Source organism: Bacteroidota bacterium (assembly GCA_016706865.1).
GTDB lineage: Bacteria > Bacteroidota > Bacteroidia > Chitinophagales > BACL12 > UBA7236.
In genome coordinates this window covers 1,131,794-1,152,690 of the sequence record JADJIS010000003.1, presented here as the reverse complement: position 1 = coordinate 1,152,690, position 20,897 = coordinate 1,131,794, and the positions used below count along the sequence as shown (strand labels likewise).

At 35.4% G+C, this 20,897-nt stretch carries 16 protein-coding genes; 9 read left to right on the top strand and 7 right to left on the bottom strand.

Going from position 1 to position 20,897, the window contains the following annotated elements:
* Positions 1-45: 45 nt before the first annotated feature.
* The 4 genes from IPI31_14245 to IPI31_14230 all read right to left on the bottom strand — a co-directional run bounded on the left by IPI31_14245 (position 46) and on the right by IPI31_14230 (position 5,279).
* Positions 46-795, bottom strand: coding sequence for a response regulator transcription factor (locus IPI31_14245; protein MBK7568978.1), 750 nt, complete (start codon positions 793-795; stop codon positions 46-48).
* 1 nt (position 796) lies between these two features.
* A complete protein-coding gene (locus IPI31_14240) occupies positions 797-1,858 on the bottom strand; it encodes a histidine kinase (GenBank protein MBK7568977.1) in 1,062 nt (353 codons plus the stop codon).
* An 8-nt stretch (positions 1,859-1,866) separates the two neighbouring features.
* Positions 1,867-4,254: a TonB-dependent receptor gene (locus IPI31_14235; protein ID MBK7568976.1), complete on the bottom strand. Its 2,388-nt coding sequence runs from the start codon at positions 4,252-4,254 to the stop codon at positions 1,867-1,869.
* 281 nt (positions 4,255-4,535) lie between these two features.
* Positions 4,536-5,279 (bottom strand): TIGR00730 family Rossman fold protein, encoded by a 744-nt coding sequence (locus IPI31_14230; protein ID MBK7568975.1) that lies wholly within the window; start codon positions 5,277-5,279, stop codon positions 4,536-4,538.
* 100 nt (positions 5,280-5,379) lie between these two features.
* Here IPI31_14230 and IPI31_14225 point away from each other — a divergent pair, with 100 nt between their 5' ends.
* Positions 5,380-6,000, top strand: coding sequence for a PorT family protein (locus IPI31_14225; protein ID MBK7568974.1), 621 nt, complete (start codon positions 5,380-5,382; stop codon positions 5,998-6,000).
* A gap of 102 nt (positions 6,001-6,102) precedes the next feature.
* On the opposite strand, the gene IPI31_14220 is transcribed toward IPI31_14225, so the two are convergent.
* Positions 6,103-6,480, bottom strand: coding sequence for a GxxExxY protein (locus tag IPI31_14220; protein ID MBK7568973.1), 378 nt, complete (start codon positions 6,478-6,480; stop codon positions 6,103-6,105).
* A 780-nt stretch (positions 6,481-7,260) separates the two neighbouring features.
* Here IPI31_14220 and IPI31_14215 point away from each other — a divergent pair.
* A complete protein-coding gene (locus IPI31_14215) occupies positions 7,261-8,610 on the top strand; it encodes a PhoH family protein (protein ID MBK7568972.1) in 1,350 nt (449 codons plus the stop codon).
* Between the two features lie 4 nt (positions 8,611-8,614).
* Here the strand turns inward: IPI31_14215 and IPI31_14210 are convergent, their stop codons facing one another.
* Positions 8,615-9,175, bottom strand: coding sequence for a hypothetical protein (locus IPI31_14210; protein ID MBK7568971.1), 561 nt, complete (start codon positions 9,173-9,175; stop codon positions 8,615-8,617).
* Between the two features lie 336 nt (positions 9,176-9,511).
* Here IPI31_14210 and IPI31_14205 point away from each other — a divergent pair, with 336 nt between their 5' ends.
* From IPI31_14205 to IPI31_14195, 3 genes are all read left to right on the top strand, one after another.
* Positions 9,512-11,389: a type IIA DNA topoisomerase subunit B gene (locus IPI31_14205; GenBank protein ID MBK7568970.1), complete on the top strand. Its 1,878-nt coding sequence runs from the start codon at positions 9,512-9,514 to the stop codon at positions 11,387-11,389.
* 27 nt (positions 11,390-11,416) lie between these two features.
* Complete coding sequence (locus IPI31_14200; GenBank protein ID MBK7568969.1) at positions 11,417-14,077, top strand: DNA gyrase/topoisomerase IV subunit A; 2,661 nt, start codon at positions 11,417-11,419, stop codon at positions 14,075-14,077.
* Between the two features lie 177 nt (positions 14,078-14,254).
* On the top strand, positions 14,255-16,159 hold the full coding sequence (locus tag IPI31_14195; GenBank protein MBK7568968.1) for a CotH kinase family protein: 1,905 nt from the start codon (positions 14,255-14,257) through the stop codon (positions 16,157-16,159).
* An 18-nt stretch (positions 16,160-16,177) separates the two neighbouring features.
* Here IPI31_14195 and IPI31_14190 read toward each other — a convergent pair whose 3' ends face one another.
* Positions 16,178-16,777, bottom strand: a complete 600-nt coding sequence (locus IPI31_14190) for a GNAT family N-acetyltransferase (GenBank protein MBK7568967.1) — start codon at positions 16,775-16,777, stop codon at positions 16,178-16,180.
* Positions 16,778-17,031: 254 nt separating this feature from the next.
* Here IPI31_14190 and IPI31_14185 point away from each other — a divergent pair, with 254 nt between their 5' ends.
* Genes IPI31_14185 through IPI31_14170 form a run of 4 tightly spaced genes read left to right on the top strand, consistent with a single transcriptional unit; the run spans position 17,032 to position 20,894 of the window.
* Positions 17,032-17,979, top strand: a complete 948-nt coding sequence (locus IPI31_14185) for a galactose oxidase (protein ID MBK7568966.1) — start codon at positions 17,032-17,034, stop codon at positions 17,977-17,979.
* A gap of 28 nt (positions 17,980-18,007) precedes the next feature.
* Positions 18,008-19,249: a gliding motility-associated C-terminal domain-containing protein gene (locus IPI31_14180; protein ID MBK7568965.1), complete on the top strand. Its 1,242-nt coding sequence runs from the start codon at positions 18,008-18,010 to the stop codon at positions 19,247-19,249.
* Positions 19,250-19,260: 11 nt separating this feature from the next.
* On the top strand, positions 19,261-20,526 hold the full coding sequence (locus IPI31_14175) for a T9SS type A sorting domain-containing protein (GenBank protein MBK7568964.1): 1,266 nt from the start codon (positions 19,261-19,263) through the stop codon (positions 20,524-20,526).
* Complete coding sequence (locus tag IPI31_14170; protein MBK7568963.1) at positions 20,526-20,894, top strand: DUF4907 domain-containing protein; 369 nt, start codon at positions 20,526-20,528, stop codon at positions 20,892-20,894. The genes IPI31_14175 and IPI31_14170 overlap by 1 nt, the downstream gene beginning before the upstream one ends.
* The last annotated feature ends 3 nt before the right edge of the window (positions 20,895-20,897 follow it).

Sequence of the window (20,897 nt, the reverse complement as noted above, 5' to 3'; positions counted from 1 at the left end):
GGCTATTACAACTTTGATGTTAAAATGTGATGAAATAAAGGAGAATCACCTGTTTAGCCACAATCGGAACTCTGATGATCGTTCTACACTCACAATTGTTTCTTTTTCAATAACCGGCTCCAATTCCACTTTTACCCTGGATTTAGAGTAACTGAACATATTTTTAATACTTGTAAAGGAGATGATGAACTGACGATTTATTCTGAAAAAGATTATCGGATCCAAAATCGTTTCCAATTTATCCAGAGAATTATCCAAAACATAATGTTTGCCATCCTTGGCGACCAAAAATGTTAGTTTTTGTTCTGAGAAGAAATATGCAACCTGTTCGATATTCAGCGATTTCAATTTTTGGCCGGTAGACACAAGAAAACGACTTTGATACTCATTTTTTTGAGCATTAAATTGTTCGAGCAACAATTTTATGTCGATCGGTGCCGAATTCCTGAATTGAATAAATTTATTTAAGGCATTAAATAATTCTGATTTATCAATAGGTTTAAGCAGGTAATCAATGCTGTTCAACTTAAATGCCTTTATGGCGTATTGATCATAAGCAGTAGTAAAAATTACTGGAGTTTGAATGTCCATCTGTTCGAAAATACTAAAACTGATATCATCTGCAAGGTGGATGTCTACAAATAAAAGATCCGCAGAATGATTTGATAACCATTTTACAGAAGTTTCAACAGAATCCAGTTTTTTAACTACTTTGTAATCCGGATTGAATTCCAGAATACATTTTTCCAGAAAGTCGGCAGCAATTTTTTCATCTTCAATGATCACAACTTGCATATCAGATATTTTCTTTTTCGATGAGTGGAATTTTTGCAATATACTGATCATTCACTATTCCAAATTCGGGTTCAGAATTTCCAAGAAGAAAATATCTTTCTTTCAGATTTTTCAAACCAATTCCTGTAGATACGATCTTTTCATTTCTGCCTTGCAAATTATTGGAAACAATTAATCTATTCCTGTCATTCGTTATCTTAATTGTAAGCGGTTTGCTTTCTGAAATTATATTATGTTTTATTGCATTTTCCACCAGCGATTGTAACGTTAATGGCGGAATGAATTTACTTAAATTACCTGCATCTATATCAGTTTCAAAATGAAGATTTTCTCCGAAACGTATTTTATTTAGGTAGATGTATGAATTTATAAATTTTAATTCCTCCTTTAATTCCACAACCAGATTGTCTTTTTGTTCTAGAACATAACGGTAAACCTTTGATAGTTCCATTAAAAATTGTTTAGCTTTTTCTTTGTCAGAATCTATCAAAGATAACAAGGCATTAAAACTATTGAATAAAAAGTGGGGACTCATTTGTGTTTTCAAGCTCTCCAGTTGTGAACGCATATTTTCTTTTTCCAGTCGCTCTTTTTCTGCAACAGTAATTTTGAGTTGATGAATATAATGGCCAATTTCAAAAACCAGACTGACAATAATTACAAGGACTGTTGCAAGCATTTGGTTCTCGAAAATTCGGGCTCTTGCTTCCTCCGCTTCACAGTGGAATAAAAACGCATTGAATATTAACCAATAAATATAAATTATGATGTTTGCAACGATCAGTGACAATACAAGACAAGTCAAAATGCGTTTGGGCGCACTTATTTTTCCTTCCAACTTAGCAGTGGTGCCTGAAATAATTTTAATTACTGCGAGAAAAATAGAAAAGGTAACAACAACAGAAAACAAAAGTGAAATAAGATATGCTGTTAGTGTATCCATTTCCGGATTTGGACTATCTCCTAAGGCCCAGTTGCGCAAAAAAACAAAAGTAGTAGGCACCATAGAAACTACTACGGTGCCTAATAATATGTTTTTAATTGTGTAGATCGATTTTGGCATTATAAATATTAAAAGGTGATCCTATATTGGGGCACTGGAAATATGCCTAATTGGTAAACGGTATTTATTTCACCTTCCGATGGATTATATCGTTGATACAATGGATTTTGTCTGTTTGTAACATTCTGCACATCAATTGCCCATTCCTGTGAAGCGAATTTTCCGTTGATCTTAAATGCAAGTCTTACATCCCAACGCATATAATCATCAAATTGTTCGGCAAATGCATTATTCCAGTCGTAAACCGTTGAATTAGTTAATATAGATTGTTCCAGATCAATGGGAGTATATCGTTGTCCACCCGCTAAAGTAAATTTTGTATCAAAAACTATTGATTTCGTGTTTTTAGGAGAAGCTTTTCCTGTAAATAAATAAAATTCTTTTCCTCCAACAACATTTGCAACATAATTTCCGGAAAATGCTGTCTCTCTTTCTATTTCGTCGCTTCCAATATATTCCGATTTATATAATGATCCGGTCATTAAAAAATACAGACCCTTATCCAGAAATTTTTCGACAGTTAATTCTGCACCATAATTTCTGCCTGTTCCGCTGTTTGTTAATCTGTCGGGAGTGCCGAAAGAAAAACTACCGGAATTTAATACACTGAACGACGAACTATCTTTATCTATCAAAACATCATAAAGATGCTGATAATATACCTCCGCTTTTATGCGCATGGTTTCTGAAAGTTGTTTATCGTATCCTAATACTAAATGATGGGCTTTTACAAAATCAATGGAATCATTGGGTGTATTATAATTACCCGGAGTTGTTTCCACTGTTTTAAAGAAAGTAGCTATAGGTGCCATCATACTATGTAATCCATATCCCACACTTATCGCATTGTTGTTATTTATTTGATATTTAATTCCCAATCGTGGTTCCAGTGAATTACTTCCATTCAAACTCAGATATTGAAAATGTAATCCGGAATTAATGGTTAGTTTTTCTGTTGGGCGATATTGATATTGAACATAAGGTTGCAATAAAAATGTATTTCCATCAAAGGATGTTAGTGTTACATAACGTCCCGGAATTCCTTCAAAAATACTATCCGATACGGAAACAAGAAATTCATCAAATCGCACTCCAAGTTGTAAATTATTTTTCGCATTAAACTTCTTTTTATAAAAGAAATTTGCAGAGATCTTGTTTTGTGTGAAATTTTGACGATAAAATTCTACCGGTTCGAACGTCTCCACAGAAATTGAATCTACAATATCATTATTGATAATAGTAGATGCTGCAATAGTGAATTTTGTATAAGATGAATTATTAATTAAATACTGGTGTGAGATGCCAATTATCCCGATTTTGGACCTATCATAAATATCCAGATCGTTATTATATAAATTATCCACCGTATCTTCTGCATTACTCGATATAAGGTCTATCTGACTGATTCCACCTATTCCGAATAATGAAAATGTTCCGGCCTTTTTTGTCGGCATATTTGCTCTGACTGTAATATCCTGATAATAAGGAATAGCTGTTCCGGTTCCGAAATTAATTCCCAGAGCACTCATAATTCCTAAAGTAGAATAACGGTAATTCAGCAAATAGGAAGATTTTTGTTCTCTGCTTATTGGACCTTCTGCGCCAATTTCAAAACCATTTAATCCTACCTGACCTAAAAATTCATGTTTCTCATAATTTCCATTGCGCATTTTAAGATCAAAAACACCGCTTATTCCATTTCCATATTCTGCCGGAAATGCTCCTGTTAAAAAATCGCTGTTTGCCAAAACGTTATTGTTTAACATAGAAACCGGGCCACCGGTAGAACCAAAATCTCCAAAATGATTTGGGTTTGGAATATCAATGCCTTCCAATCTCCATAATAATCCCACTGGTGAATTACCTCTGATAATAATATCATTAACGGCATCATTTGCACCGCGAACACCGGCAAAATTTTGAGCCATTCTGCTCACATCATTTCGGGCGCCGGCATATCGCATACTTTCTTCAATAGTAAATTGTCGCGCACTTACCGTTGTCATTTCATTATTGGTTTCTATCTTATCATCACTGGCTTTTATTACAACCTCATCCATTTTAACTACCTGTTCTGCCATTTCAAAATTCAGCATAAGTTCTTTACCTGAAGTAAGTTCCAGATTATTTGCAATAAATGGTTCATACCCAACATAGGTTGCCTGAATAGAAATTCGTCCGATAGGCACATTTTCGATCACAAAATATCCGTCCATGTCAGATACCGCACCAATTACCGGATTTACATCAAGCACAATGATGTTTACTCCGGGTAAAGTGGTTTTAGATTGATTGTCGATAACTTGTCCGCGAACCGTTTGTGTAAGGTTTTGTCCATACATTGTAATGGTTAGTAGAACCAAACTTGTTAAGGTGATTAAGTATTTAAGTTTCATTGTTGTTTTATTTATGATGCAAAACAAAGCAACCATGTTTTTGCAGACAATTATTAATTGCTGAACGGGTAAATTTCAACGATGAACGGGTAAAAGACATATCCTTATTTTTTTGTTAAAATACCTTTTCCAACCACTCCAGGATAACAGCACCTGCAACTAACCAAACGATTCCCTTAATCAAAAAAAAGAAAAAACCTGCCCAACCTATTCTTTTAAGCCATTTAGAAGTTTTCTCCGGTATTTTCATTTTTGCAACTGTTTAATTATTTGATCAATATTTAATTAAATCGCTCCATTAATAACTTTAGCGGTTTTAATTTATGCATTTTATAATTTTGTCGGATATAATATTTAACATGTTCCACCGCTTCATCAATATTATCAGTAAACAATACAAGATCCATATCTACATTGGAGATCGTATTTTGAGCCATCATTTTTTGTAACATTTCCCATATGTCCTTGTAATAATCTTTTCCTACTAAAACTAGGGGAAAATTTTTGATTGTTGCAGTTTGGATCAGGGTTAAAGTTTCAAAAAATTCATCCATTGTACCAACACCACCGGGCATAACAATAAATCCATAGGAATATTTTACCAATAATACTTTTCGCACAAAAAAATATTTAATTGTCACCCATTTGTGCATGTATTTGTTTGGTTGTTGTTCCTGTGGAAGTTTAATATTACATCCCACTGAGCGACCTCCATTTTCAAAAGCGCCTCTGTTTGCTGCTTCCATAATTCCGGGACCGCCGCCTGTTAAAACGGTTAATCCTTCATCGCTTATTTTTTTTCCCGCCTCGTAAGCCATTTTATAATATTGATGATTTTCATCAAAACGGGCCGATCCAAAAACAGTAACGCAAGGTCCTACAAAATGTAACTGTCGGAAGCCCTTTATAAATTCAAATAACACGGAAATTCCAAATTCAAGTTCATGCCATCTGGATCGGGGGCCTTCCAAATATTTGCCCTTTATAGGTTCCAACTTGATATTCCATTCCAGTGGTTTATTCATTTCAGCAATTTGGAGGCAAAATTAGGGTCTTTTTGTGGTTTATGTACCTCAAAAAATGTAATGGCATAGTTTTAGTTTACAGGCAATCAAATGTAATGGTATGAAAAGATTAATGGTATTGATTATTTGTCTGTATACTTTTAAAGTATATGCGCAGGATTTTGACCTGGGGGTAAAAGGTGGAGTTAATTACGCTCAATCGGTAATTTTAGATGTAGTGGGTTCAGATGGGGTAGATATGGGTGATCTGGAGGATGAGCGCGGAATGGCAGTTGTTTTTGGAGGATTTGCCAGAGCCACATTCGGGAAATTTGTTTTCCAACCTGAAATTTTGTTTTCCGAAAACCAAAGTCTGGCTGATATCGGTGAAATTGATCCTCAGGATATTGCTTTGGGAGATGTTTTATCAATGAATGTCGATAAATTGGATATACCTCTTTTATTTGGATATAATGTTTTTAATAAATTCAGATTAATGGGTGGACCAGTTGTTAGTCATATTCAATCAGATGCTTCAGATCCACTTTTTGATCTTAATGAAATTACAATTGGTTATCAGGCAGGTTTAGGATTTGATATCAATCGGCTCACTTTTGATGCCCGTTACGAAGGTAACCTTAGCAAATTTACAGATTACATTGAAACTGATAATGGTTTAATTGAAGTGGATAGCAGAAAGAATATTTTTCAGTTTACTTTAGGTTATAAGTTGTTTGATTAAACAATTGTAGATCTGAGTTACAATTTTTAGTCAAATTAATTCATTTAATTAAAAAAGAGGTGCAATTATATTATTTGCACCTCTTTTTTTAATTTACGGAACCTACAAGATAATTCTTTTCGAATTTAATTTGAGTTCACCAAAATTAATGATCAAAGCTAATTGGTTGCAAGACACTTTTAAATAGTTTATTGCTCTTGCAATAAATTCGTCGCTAATTGCTCCAACACCTTTCACCTCCAGTATAATTTTATCATAAACCACAAAATCAGCATTGTATTTATGTTTTAGGATGGTATCTTTATAATGAACAGTATACTCTTTTTCCCTGGAATAAGGAATTCCGGCTTTTTTGAATTCATACTCCAAAGCATCCTTATAAACAACTTCCAAAAAACCTGGCCCCAAATAATTGTGTACTTCCATACATTTTCCAATTATTTGATAACTTTCTTCTTTAAACAAAATTTTTTCTGACATAGGATAAACAATTTAATGGGTTAAACAAATATTTTATACAAATATATTGAATTCGTGCATTCGTGGCAACTTTTTTTTACATATTGTCGGCTAAAGGGTTGCCACGAATGCACGAATGAACAGCCATAGGTATGGATAGATTATATATTGTTTTTTATATTTTTATTCGTGCATTCGTGGCAACTTTTTTTTACATATTGTCGGTTAAAGGGTTGCCACGAATGCACGAATGAACAGCCATATGTATGGATAGATTATATATTGTTTTTTATATTTTTATTCGTGCATTCGTGGCAACTTTTTTTTACCTATTGTCGGCTAAAGGGTTGCCACGAATGCACGAATGAACAGCCATAGGAATAAATAGGTTATATATGGTACATTATATTTTTATTCGTGCATTCGTGGCAACTTTTTTTTTACATATTGTCGGCTAAAGGGCTGCCACGAATGCACGAATGAACAGCCAAGGGCATGGACAGGTTATATTTTTTTTTAAATTTTTATTCGTGCATTCGTGGCAACTTTTTTTTTACATATAGGCGGCATACAAATAACTATTTGAATCAAGAATTTAAGTTATTACTTTTTATTTAATTCGATAATAATTTACCTTCCAGCAACTTCCCGATCTTTGTGGCTTTCCGGCTCGCAAATCCGAAATGTGATTTATGTAATTCGAGGCATTGTATTCAAATTGGTACATTTATCCACAATTTTGTTTACATCAGTACATTGCACAGAAAGAAGTTACCTGTATTTTCGACTTAATATTTAACTATGGCGGTGAAAAAAAAGGCAACTGTGCAGAAAGAAAAAAAGATTTTCATTCTCGACACATCAGTAATCTTACACGATCACAATTCCGTAAATAATTTCGCAGAACATGACGTAGTCATCCCAATCACGGTGCTGGAGGAACTGGACAACTTTAAAAAAGGTAACGAAACTATCAATTTTGAAGCGCGTGAATTCATTCGTTTTTTGGATATTAAATCCAAGGAAGATACTTTACAGGAATGGAGACAGATTCACGACAGAGGTCCCGGAAGGATGATAGTTATGATGTATGAGCACAATGGTGTAAATGCGGAAGAGATCTTCGGAGAAGAAAAACCGGATCATAAAATATTGAATACGGCTTTAGTAGTGATGCATAAACATCCTGATCATAAGGTGATTTTGGTTTCCAAAGATATCAACCTGCGATTAAAGGCTAAATCACTGGGTTTACATGCTGAAGATTATAAAAATGATAAAATTGCCGATCCCGATTTTCTGAAAGAACCTATTGAAACAATTGAAGGAATCGATCACGAAAATATTGATAAAATATACAGTGAGGGCTCCATCGGATTCAAAGAGATTCTAAAGCAGGAACCCTATGCAAATCAGTGTTTTATATTAAAAAATGGAAGCAGTTCGGTGTTGGCAAGTTATAATTCTGTAGATCAGGTTTTTGAACGGATTAATAAATCAACCGCATACGGAATTAAACCTAGAAATGCAGAGCAAGTGTTTGCATTAAATGTGTTGCTTAATCCTGAAATTAAATTAATTGCTTTACAAGGTCAAAGCGGAACAGGTAAAACCTTATTGGCACTTGCGAGTGCATTGGAACAAAGGAGAAATTATAAACAAATATTTTTAGCCCGTCCCATCATCCCGCTTAATAATAAAGATATTGGATATTTACCAGGAGATATTAAATCGAAGCTGAATCCTTATATGGAACCACTTTGGGATAATCTCAAAATGATTCAAAATCAATTTGAAGTAAATGATCCCGAATACAAGGCAATTGCAGGAATGATAGAGCAGGAAAAATTAGTAATTCAACCACTTGCTTATATTCGGGGAAGAAGTATTTCCAATATTTTCTTCATCATTGATGAGGCGCAAAACCTTACTCCGCTTGAGGTTAAGACCATTATCACCAGAGCCGGAGAAAATACAAAGATCATTTTTACTGGAGATATTAATCAAATTGATACACCATATCTCGATTCACATAGCAACGGATTGAGTTATTTAATTGATAAAATTAAAAATCATCCTATGTGTTCCGTAATTACTTTGCAAAAAGGAGAGCGGAGTGAGTTGGCGAATTTGGCGAATGAATTGTTGTAAGATATTAACGTAAACGGAAGCCTTTGACATCAGTTTCTTCATCGTCTAAAAAGAGATCTGGACTCACGATAAATCCTAAACTTACCACATAAGTATTATGTGCTAAGTCTGAACCCGTCATTTGAAAATTACGCTGAATTTGAGTTTGATATTTAATTAATGGAAATCCAACTCTTAATGTAACCGAAGGTTCTTGAAAAAGGTAGTTTGATCTTGTCGGCACGTTTTTATAATAATCATTAAACGAAGAGTGTTTTTCTAATTGAGAAATATTTGTATAGTTTACAAACGAAAATCTATCCGTAATTGCAATTTCAAAAATATCCTGTTTAATTCCTGCTGTAAATTGCATAAAAATTCTGTCATAATTTATCGCAGTTGGATTGTTGAAAGACCATGAATAATTAATTGTCCCTTTGCCATATCCCCCATAAGCTTCGAAAGTTGAAAAATCAGAAATGGGATAATATCCCCCCAAACCAAATTCTAAAAACCGCCCAGTATTAAGATTGGTGGTTTGAAAAACGTCTTCACCATCTTCACTGCCCCAAAAACCATTTGCCATAATTCCAAGGTGTTTAATTGGAGAATAAGCAACCTGAAAGTCAGCACCAATAAAGGATTGCCCAAATGTGGCGGTACCGGAAAGCCGAAAATCGGTTGATTCTGTTAAAAGTGGAACATTTTGTGTGGAGGGAATGTAATAGACTCTGTTACAGCTTGTTACAACAAAAATTGGAACTAAAAATATTAGACTGAGATTTATTTTTATGGTGGATTTGAACTTAAAAATAGATTAAATCAGTTACAATTCTGCATTTGCACTAGTCGGGTACAGTTATCAATTGTATTGTGCATATCTGCCTATGGTCAACCGCACTTAACTATTTACTTTCGCAACATGGCTAATACAAATTACAATTATTCCGAAGAACATATACGGACCCTCGACTGGATAGAGCATATGCGCATGCGTCCCGGTATGTATATTGGTAAATTGGGGGATGGATCTGCTCCGGATGATGGCATTTATGTGTTGGTGAAGGAGGTTATCGACAACTCCATCGATGAATTTATGATGGGTTACGGGAAAAAGATCGATATAGAGATCAAAAATAATATCGTGACAGTCCGCGATTTTGGCCGCGGAATTCCACTTGGAAAGGTGATTGAATGTGTGAGCGTGATGAATACCGGTGCAAAATATGATACCGCCGCCTTTCAAAAATCGGTGGGTTTGAACGGAGTGGGAACAAAAGCGGTAAATGCTCTCAGTCATTATTTTAAAGTACAGGCTTTCAGAGAAGGGAAGTCTAAAATGGCTGAATTTGAAAAAGGTGTTTTGAATAAGGATAATTCCATTCAAAAAACCGATGATAAGGATGGTACTCTGGTAACCTTTGTTCCCGATAATACCATCTTTAAAAATTTTCATTTTATTCCGGAATATCTCGATAATCTTTTGTGGAATTATGTTTACCTGAATGCCGGATTAACTATTAATTTCAACGGAAATAAATATTATTCGCAAAATGGTTTGTTGGATCTTTTAAAAAGAAAAACAAATGAAGAGGAATTGCGATATCCTATCATCCATTTAAAAGGAGATGATATTGAAGTGGCCATGTCGCATGGTAATGAATATGGGGAAGAATATTACAGTTTCGTTAACGGACAATATACCACACAGGGTGGAACACATCAGGCTGCTTTCAGAGAAGCTGTTGTAAAAACGATAAGAGAGTTTTATAAGAAGGATTTTGATGCAACGGATATTCGTCAGGCCATAGTTGCAGCTGTTGCTATTCGTGTGCAGGAACCTGTATTCGAATCGCAGACAAAAACAAAACTCGGTTCCATCAATATTGCTCCTGATGGAATTGCGGTGCGAACATTTATAAACGATTTTCTCAAAAAAGCTCTTGATGATTATTTGCATAGAAATCCGCAAACAGCTGATGCATTATTAAAACGCATTTTACAAAATGAAAGAGAGCGCAAAGAAATAGCAGGTATTAAAAAGCTTGCAAATGAACGCGCTAAAAAAGCAAATCTCCACAATAAAAAATTGCGCGATTGCAGATTTCATTATGGAGAAGATAAAAGTGAAAAAGCATTGGAATCCACACTTTTTATAACAGAGGGTGACAGTGCATCCGGTTCTATCACAAAGGCCAGAGATGTTGGTACACAGGCAGTTTTTTCCTTAAAAGGAAAACCACTGAACGTTTATGGACTCACAAAAAAGGTAGTGTACGAGAATGAGGAATTTAATTTATTGCAACACGCTTTAAATATCGAAGACGGTATTGAAGGATTGCGATATAATAAAATTGTAGTTGCCACCGATGCCGATGTGGATGGAATGCATATCCGTTTATTATTGCTTACTTTCTTCTTGCAATTTTTTCCTGATCTTGTAAAAAACGGACATGTATTTATTTTACAAACTCCATTATTCAGGGTGCGAAATAAAAAGGAAACAATTTATTGTTATTCCGCCGATGAAAAACAAAATGCGATGAATAAATTAGGTGCCAAACCGGAGATTACCAGGTTTAAGGGTTTGGGGGAAATTAGTCCGGATGAATTTTCAGGATTTATCGGCGAACAAATTCGTTTGGATCCGGTAATTATCGGAAAAGAACAATCCATACAAAGTACCTTGGAATATTATATGGGAAAAAACACTCCCGATAGGCAAATATTTATAATTAAAAATCTGAAAGTTGAGAAAGATATAGTGGAAGCTGTAGAAGAAGAACTTACAGAAATATAATCCCTTAATAAAGTTGATCATTGAATAATGGCTAAGAAAAAATCAGAACAAGAAAAAGCAGACGACATTGCAGCGAGCATAAACAGAAATCTTAAAACAGATACTGTGCATGTTTCGGGAATGTATAAAGAATGGTTTCTGGATTATGCGAGTTATGTAATTCTGGAACGTGCGGTTCCCGATATTCGCGATGGAGTAAAACCGGTGCAGCGCAGAATTTTGCATGCAATGAAAGAAATGGATGATGGTCGCTTTAATAAAGTGGCGAACATCATCGGACAATCCATGCAATATCACCCACATGGAGATGCCTCTATTGGTGATGCATTGGTAAACATGGGACAAAAAGATCTGCTCATCGAAACGCAGGGAAACTGGGGTGATGTTAGAACAGGAGATGATGCGGCTGCTCCGCGATATATTGAAGCGCGTTTATCAAAATTTGCACTCGAAGTTTTATTTAATAAAGACACCACCGAATGGCAACTGAGTTATGATGGAAGAAAAGCAGAACCCGTTTGTCTGCCGGTTAAATTCCCATTGGTGCTTGCGATGGGAGTGGAGGGTATAGCAGTTGGTTTATCCACCAAAATTTTACCACATAATTTTTGCGAATTAATTCAGGGAAGTATTGAAGTTTTAAAAGGAAATGAAACCACCATCCTTCCTGATTTTCCAACTGGCGGATTTATTGATGTAAGTGATTATAATCGCGGTGAAAGAGGAAGCAAGATCCGAGCACGCGCAAAAATGGAAGTTGCAGATAAAAAAACAATTCTCATCAAACAAATTGCTTTCGGAACTACAACAACTTCCTTAATTGATTCCATTATCAAAGCAAATGATAAGGGAAAAATAAAGATCAAAAAAGTTACAGATAATACTGCAGCAGAAGTAGAAATTGCCATTGAATTGGCACCCGGAACATCCCCTGATGTTACGGTAGATGCCTTATACGCATTTACCGACTGTGAAGTTTCAATTTCGCCCTCCACTTGCGTAATTGACGATGAAAAACCGGTTTTTTATACTGTCGATGAGATTTTACGTCGCTCCACAAAAAATACCAAAGAATTATTAAAAAGGGAACTGGAAATTAAACTGGAGGAATTAAATGAAAAATGGCATTTCAGTTCCCTGGAAAAAATATTCATAGAAAACAGAATTTATCGCGACATTGAAGAAGCGGAAACCTGGGATGCGGTAATTAAAACAATTGCGAAAGGCCTCAAACCGTTCACAGCTAAATTAATAAGAGAAGTTACAGAGGATGATATTGTTCGATTAACGGAAATCAAGATCAAACGCATTTCAAAATTCGATGGATTTAAAGCAGATACCTACATAAAAGATCTGGAAGCAGAAATGAAGGAGGTGAAACATAATCTTCGTCACCTTACAGATTATGCAATTAAATATTTCGAAGACCTTTTAAAAAAATATGGAAAAGGCAGAGAACGCAAAACGGAGATCAGAAAATTTGATGTAATTGAAGCAAAATCCGTTGTTGCAAATAATGCTAAATTATATGTGAACAGAGAGGATGGTTTTATTGGTCACGGTTTGAAAAAAGATGAATTCATTTGCGATTGTTCTGATATTGATGATATTATAGCATTTACCGAAGACGGAAAAATGAAGGTTGTAAGAATTGCTGATAAAGTATTTATCGGCAAAAAGATACTCTACGCAAATGTGTGGAAAAAAGAGGATGAGCGTATGACCTATCACATGATATATTCCGATGGCAAAACAGGAAAAGCATTCGCTAAAAGATTTAATGTGACCGGAATTACACGTGATAAAGAATATGATCTCACCTCCGGAAATCCGAAAAGTAAGGTTTGGTACTTTTCTGCAAATAATAACAGCGAAAGTGAAGTAGTAAGTTTACATCTTCACCCAAATGCGAGGGCGCATGTTAAAGTGTTCGATTTCGACTTCAGCGAATTAATGGTGAAGGGAAGAGGCAGCATCGGGAATACTATTACTAAATATGGACTTCGAAAAATAGTGCAAAAAGAAAAGGGAACCTCCACTCTCGGAGGACGAAAATTGTGGTTGGATGAAGTTGTCGGCAGATTAAATAATGATGCACGTGGTAAATATTTAGGGGAATTTGATACCGGCGATAATATTCTTGTAATTTATCGCGATGGAAATTACGAACTCACTAATTTCGAACTATCCAATCGTTTCGAAATGCGTGATGTGGTATTAGTGGAAAAATTTGATGTGGAAAAGGTAATATCCGCGGCATATTGGGATAATGATATCAAACAAATGTATGTAAAAAGATTTTATGTGGAAGCAATTGTTCCAGATAAAAAATATCCGTTTATTTCTGAATCTGCGGGATCAAAATTATATGTTGCATCCACTGCTAAAAATCCTAAAATTGAGGTTACCGTTTTAAAAGGAAGAAAGAGCGAAGAGGTTGTTGAAATTATCGACATGAGTAAATTCATCGATGTAAAAGGATGGAAGAGTCAGGGTAACAGACTGAGTCAATACGAAGTAAAAAAGGTAAAAGCTGTTATGGAAACTATTCAGTCAGAACCAGAAAAAACAGCGGACAATAAAAAAGAATCAGCAAAACAAGAACTTAAAACCGGCACTCAGCTGGAATGGGATATTGATACCGGTGAGAAGAAAATAAAGGATGGTAAACAAACGAAGTTGTTTTAATAATCAGCTTCATTGTTTAGCCTTTGCGGGTATTGAAATTGTGGAAATTTGCATACCATATGCAACTTTAACCCATAAGTAAACGTCAAATTAATAACTCTCTGAAATCAGAGACTAAAATAACTATATGTAAAATTTCTTTTAAAACACGTCATCACATTTTAAAATTCATCCCCAATGAATATAACACTAAAGAGTTCGCTTTTTTTTGCATGTATATATGCAAGTGGTTGTGCGGTATTTGCACAATCAATTCCTGCTCAATTACATATTTCAGAAACAGAACATCGATATACTATAGGCGGAGCAAAACCTAATGTGTTTTACGCGATCGATTCTATAAAAAATATAGAATTGATCTTTGAGGATGATGATTGGTATGAACAAATGGAAATCAATTATTATCATGAAGAGGAGATTCCAGCTACCATGGTTTATGATGGAGATACATTATCGGCGTTAGTAGGGGTTGGATTCAGAGGTCATTCCAGCTATTACCAAAATGATTCTCTGAAAAAATCCATTGCGATCAGTTTGGATTATATAGATTCGACTCAGGAATTATTTGGTTACCACACAATAAATTTAAACTGTAGTTTTAAAGATCCTTCCTTTATGCGGGAAGTATTATATGAAAATCTCATTCAAAAATATATCCCTGCCCTTAGTGTAAATTATACACTATTAAAATTAAATGGCCAGGACTTTGGATTGTATACAAATGTTGAGCAATTAAACAATGATTTTATCCGTGAGTGGTTCTATACGAACGATGGAACCACTTGGAGAGCCGAACGCAACGATGGAGCCGTAGATTCCATGCCTGGTGGAGTTGATGGAACAGGGTTTAGCTCATTTAATTATCTCGGTGATGACAGTTCGGATTATTCAAGCTATTATACTTTAAAAAGTACTCAGAAGGAAAATCCATGGGAAGATCTTATGGAATGTGTTTCTGTTTTACATAATAATGGTGATGCCGTGATCGAGGATTCCATCAATCAATATCTTGATCTAGACCGGACACTTTGGTATCTGGCCTGCGAAATAATTTTTGCTGATGAAGATGGATATGTAGCTAAAGGGGGCATGGATTATTTTATATATTGGGAGCCCGAAACCGATAGAATTGTGCCACTCGAATTTGATGGTAACAGCATTATGGAACCCATTCGATATAATTGGGGGGTATTTTTAAAATCAACTGATACCAATTTCGCACTCACGTATAAACTTTTTGCAGTACCTGCTATCAGGCAAAGATATCTTGCACATGTAAGAACAATTTTGGAGGAGATATTTAATAGTGAAGTTATTGATGAAAAAATTGAATATTACCACAATTTAATTGATTCGTATGTAGAAGCTGATCCTGTAAAAATTTATACCTATGCTGATTACCTTAACGATATGCAGGAATTAAAAGATTTTGTTGTAAATCGAGGAAATTATATTTTAGATAATTGGGAAGTGGAGCAAGTTGCACCAATAATTTCAGATACAAAATGGAAAACAAATTTTACGGATTGGGGAATTGTAAATAGTATAGAACCACTGATAATTAATACCACACTAAGTGGTGTTCCGGTTAACGCAGTAAATTTGTATTACGCTACCGGCTTGTTTGGAATGTTCAACAATGTTGAGATGTTTGATGATGGACTTCATAATGATGAATTAGCAAATGACAATATTTACGGTGCAACTATTCCTCCGTTTGTTCTTGGAACCGATGTGCGGTTTTATATTGAAGCTGTTGGTTCAAATACTGCCGGATCAAGGAGATACGATCCTCCTGGTGCAGAACATGATGTTTATTATTACAAGGTTTTGACCGATTTTGTTGGAATAAATGAAGTTAACACCAATGGGTTTTTTATTTACCCTATTCCAGCCCAAAATTTCCTTAATATTTCAACAAGTGAACAGAAGGAAACTGCCTTGGATATATATAACTTATCCGGACAATTAATTTGGAGTGAATTTATTAATGGTAATATTCAAATTGATATTGAAGCCTGGAAACAAGGTTTATATATATGCAAGTATGGAGAAATAACCAAAAAATTTATGAAGGAATAAATTATCGAGTAGACGGTGCTACATTAATTTTTTAAGCAGTATCTGCTTCACATCGCTGAACCATTCATTGCGCAAAATACTTAAAATAATACTGTCTCGTCTTCCACCTGCATTATCCGGTAAATTACTTCTTAATATTCCATCCACTTTGCAACCTATACTTAACATGGCTGCTTTACTTCTTTCATTTCTGTTATCTGCGCGGAATTCAACACGCTCAAGTTCTAAAATTTCGAATGCGTATTCCAACAGTAAATATTTGCAGTTTTTATTTAATCCCGTTCCCTGAAATTCTTTTCCATACCAGGTATATCCTAATTGTATAGTTTTATAAGGTAGCTGGATATCATAAAATCTAGTACTTCCTGCGTATTTGTTTTTAATCTTATCCAAAACAATAAAAGAATATTCCTTATTGGAAGCTCTGGCCAAAACAGCATCATAAATATATTTGATCATGTTTTCTTTTCCACTGCCCTGGGCAAGAGAATATTTCCATATTTCCGGTTCATGTAACGAAAATTCGAGCAGGTGATCAATATCTGAGATCTCTAAAGGCCTTAATAAAACCTTTTCATTTTCCAATGTTATGGTGTTTGGCAATATTTGTACTTCCATTGATTTAAATTCCTGATGTAAAACAAAGGAAATATTTTATTTTAATCAGTTTTATTGCATAAGAATTTATCATATTAACAAATGAAAGGCTTGTAAACAATTATGAAATCAGAATGCTAAGTCATATCCCATTTCTGGTCTTTTCCCAAAGGCGGCTTGTTTATACACGAAGAAATTTTCCTTAATTTTGAAAATCACAAAAAATACACATAAATTTAACACTGGGTTAACCTCCTCATAAAAAAGTTATCCAAATGAACAGACTCAAAACCGGGTTTTTAGTTGCATTGTTTTTAGTTAATATCCACTCCACACAAGTTGCTGCAACATTGGTCTGGACCGAAAAGGCGAATTTTGGTGGCGAAGCAAGACATAGGGCTATCGGGTTTTCCATCGGAAACCGCGGTTATATGGGGCTTGGTCACTACAATGCAATAGTGGATGTTTTATTTGAGGATATTTGGGAATTTGACCCCGGTACTAACACCTGGACTCAAAAAGCGGATTTCCCGGGAGGAAAAAGACTACAATGTGCCTCCTTTACCATTAATGGAATAGGTTATGTTGGAACTGGTCGCGATCCATTTTTTATAGAACACGACGATTTTTATGCATACAACCCAATAACGAACACCTGGACCGCAATTGCTGATTTTGAAGGTTCGGCCAGACATGGCGGGGTTGGATTTGCAATTGGTAATAAGGGGTATGTTGGTACCGGAAGTGATGCCACTTATAGAAAAGATTTTTGGGAATACGACCCCGCAACAAATAATTGGACTCAAATGGCAAATTTTCCCGGAGCCGGTAGAATAGCGGCTGTAGGATTTGCAATTGGCGATAAAGGTTATATCGGCACCGGTAATGCATTCAGCTCCAGCAACGATTTTTATGAGTACGATCCTTTAACTGATACCTGGATCGTTCGGGCGGATGTACCGGGACCGGAACGACAAGAGGCATGTGGGTTTGCCATGAATGGAAAGGGTTACATTGGCACAGGTGATAACTATTCCAGCGGTGATAATTATAGCGATTGGTGGGAATTTAATCCCGTTACAAATGCCTGGGATTCCGTTCCTGAATTTCCTGGAATCGGTAGAAGATATATGACATCTTTTACCATCGGAAATATAGGTTATTGCGGACTTGGAACCAGTGGAACCAATCTTAAAGACTTGTGGGAATTAAAAACGGAATAACACATTGAATGAAATTAAATAATAGAATTTGAAAAAATTATTTACACTCACCTCTACTTTACTTTTATTAACAACGTGTTTTAGTCAAAACACGTGGTCCTCCATAGCTTCTTTTGGTGGTGGAGAAAGAGAAAGGGCTGTTTCGTTCGTTGTCGGAGGCCGCGCTTATGTAGGAACAGGTTTGGATACCTCAAATACCTGTAAAAAGGATTTTTGGGAATATGATCCTGGCTCCAATTCCTGGAGCCAAAAAGCTGATATGCCGGGTTCCCAAAGGAGAGATGCGATTGCCTTTGCAATTGGAAACAGAGGGTATGTAGGAACCGGAATTAATGGATTTATTGCCTGGACGGGTTCTAAAAAAGACGATTTTTATGAATATAATCCTATTACAAATACCTGGACAGAAAAGGACAATTGGGAAGGAAATTTTGGTGGCGGCATATATTATGCCTCGGCATTTGCCACACCTTTAAAGGGATATTTGGTTTGTGGAAAACTGGGTTCAAGTTATTATTCCAACGAATTATGGGAATATGATCCGGTTGCTGATGATTGGGTAAAAAAAGCAAATTTTCCTGCAGGTACACGATACGGTGCAACTGCATTTTCCATAGCCGGCAAAGGTTATGTTGGTTGTGGTGCAGATGAAGATTATTATAGAAACGATTTTTATGAATATGATCCTCAAACAAATATTTGGAAACAGATTGCAGATTTTCCGGGTTCACCGAGATTTAATGCAGTTGGATTGGAGATTTTAGGCAGAGGGTTTGTTGGTTTGGGAACAGATGGGGGATATCAAAAAGATTTTTATGAATATAATCCCGCAACAGATACCTGGATGCAAAAAGCAAGTATTCCCGGAACCGAAAGGAGATCTTGTGTTGCATTTACTATTGGGAATTATGGTTATGTAGGAACGGGAAAAGGTCCCGATGGTGTAAAAAGAAGTATGTATAAATATAAACCCTATTTTCTTTTTTCACCTGAAGATTATGAAGATACTAGATTGGCAACCACTGTTACACCTAATCCTATGCATCAAAATACCGTAATTGCTTTTGAAAAACCACAGAATATGGTTTCTGCGCAATTAAAAGTATTTAATACAAATGGAGCAATGGTATTTACGGATAATGATGCATCAAATAATAAATTCAATTTTTATAGAAATGATCTTGCTGCAGGAATTTATTTGTACGAAATTCAAATTACCGATCAGGAAGGACTATCAGAATTTGTAACAGGCAAAATTTATATTCAATAATGGGAAAGTGGATGAGAAAGATATTATTTATGATCTGCATTTTATTTATTGCTGATCAAAAAACTTTTGCAGAAAATAACTGGGAACAGAAAGCTGATTTTCCGGGTGATGGAAGAAGTGCTGTTTCTTCATTTGGTTTCAGCGATTATGGTTTTGTTGGATTAGGTTATGATGGAGAAGATTTCAGAAGAAGTTTTTATGCTTACGATCCCATAATGGATAGCTGGTTTCAGACAGAAAGTTTAGGTGGTGCAATAGGAGAGGGCTTAGAAAGAAATGTGGCCGCTGCATTTACTATCGGCAACAAAGGATATATCGGAACTGGTCAGGGTGGCGATCCATTTTTAAATGATTTTTGGGAATATAATTATCTTACCAATATCTGGACTCCAAAATCATCAGTTGGAGGAATTGACAGAAGAAGCGGAATCGGATTTTCTGTCGAAGGAAAAGGATATATTGGTTTAGGTCAGGACGGCTCTGGTTTGAAAAAAGATCTATGGCAATTTGATACTATTTCAAATACCTGGACACAAAAAGCAGATTTTGGTGGAACAGCTCGAAGATTAGCTGTTGCATTTGTAATTGAAAGTCGCGTATTTGTCGGAACAGGTGATGATGGCGCTTTTAAAAATGATATTTATGAATATAATGCAGGAGCAAATGCATGGTTTCTCCGAAACGATTTTGGAGGAAGTGCCCGATATGGTTCTGCTGCATTTTCTTTAAATGGAAAAGGTTATCTCGTTTGCGGATACGATACAACATTAACCAACAGAAATGATTTTTGGGAGTATGATCCAATTACCGATAGCTGGTTGCAATTGCCCGATTTTCCAGGAGGTGCAAGATCAAATCTTACAGCCTTTGTAATCGATACCATGGCGTTCGTCGGTATGGGCTACGATACCGGATTTCATTATGATATTTGGTTATGGGGTGATACTACAAATATAATTCATCAGGATACAACAGATACGACTGTAGCGGTGTTGAATTTATTTTCACCTCTGGAAAATATCGAATTGTTTCCAAATCCGGTTAACAATTATGCTACAGTGAATATTAATTCTGTTGTGGATTTTACCAATGCATTAATTCGGGTATATGATATGCAGGGTAATGATGTTAGTAGCAGTTGCAATTGGAATAGAATTTCTTTTTTTAATAACACAACTTCCTTCACATTCCAAAATAAAGATCTGCCCAAAGGTGTTTATCAAATGGTGGTTTCGTATGCTGATGATATAGGTGTTAAAAAATTTATTGTGATCTGATGAAATTTTATGCCCTTTTATTTATAAGTATTTTTTCCATATTATCCTGCAACAATTCTGACCGGGAAACAAAAATTATGGAAGAAAATAACAAACATAATGGAAATCTCATCCCTGAGCCTCAACCTGCAACTTATGAAATAAAAACGTTTGCCGAAGGGTATGGTTTTGGTTTTGATATTTATATAAACAACGAGAAATATATTCACCAGCCAAACATCCCGGCAGTAAACGGTTTGCACACTTTTGTTTCAGAAGGGGAGGCAAAAAAAGTTGCAGAATTAATGGTGAAGAAAATGCAGGAGGGAATGACACATCCAACAATTTCTCAGGAAGAGTTGAAAGAACTACAGATCGAAATAAAATAAATC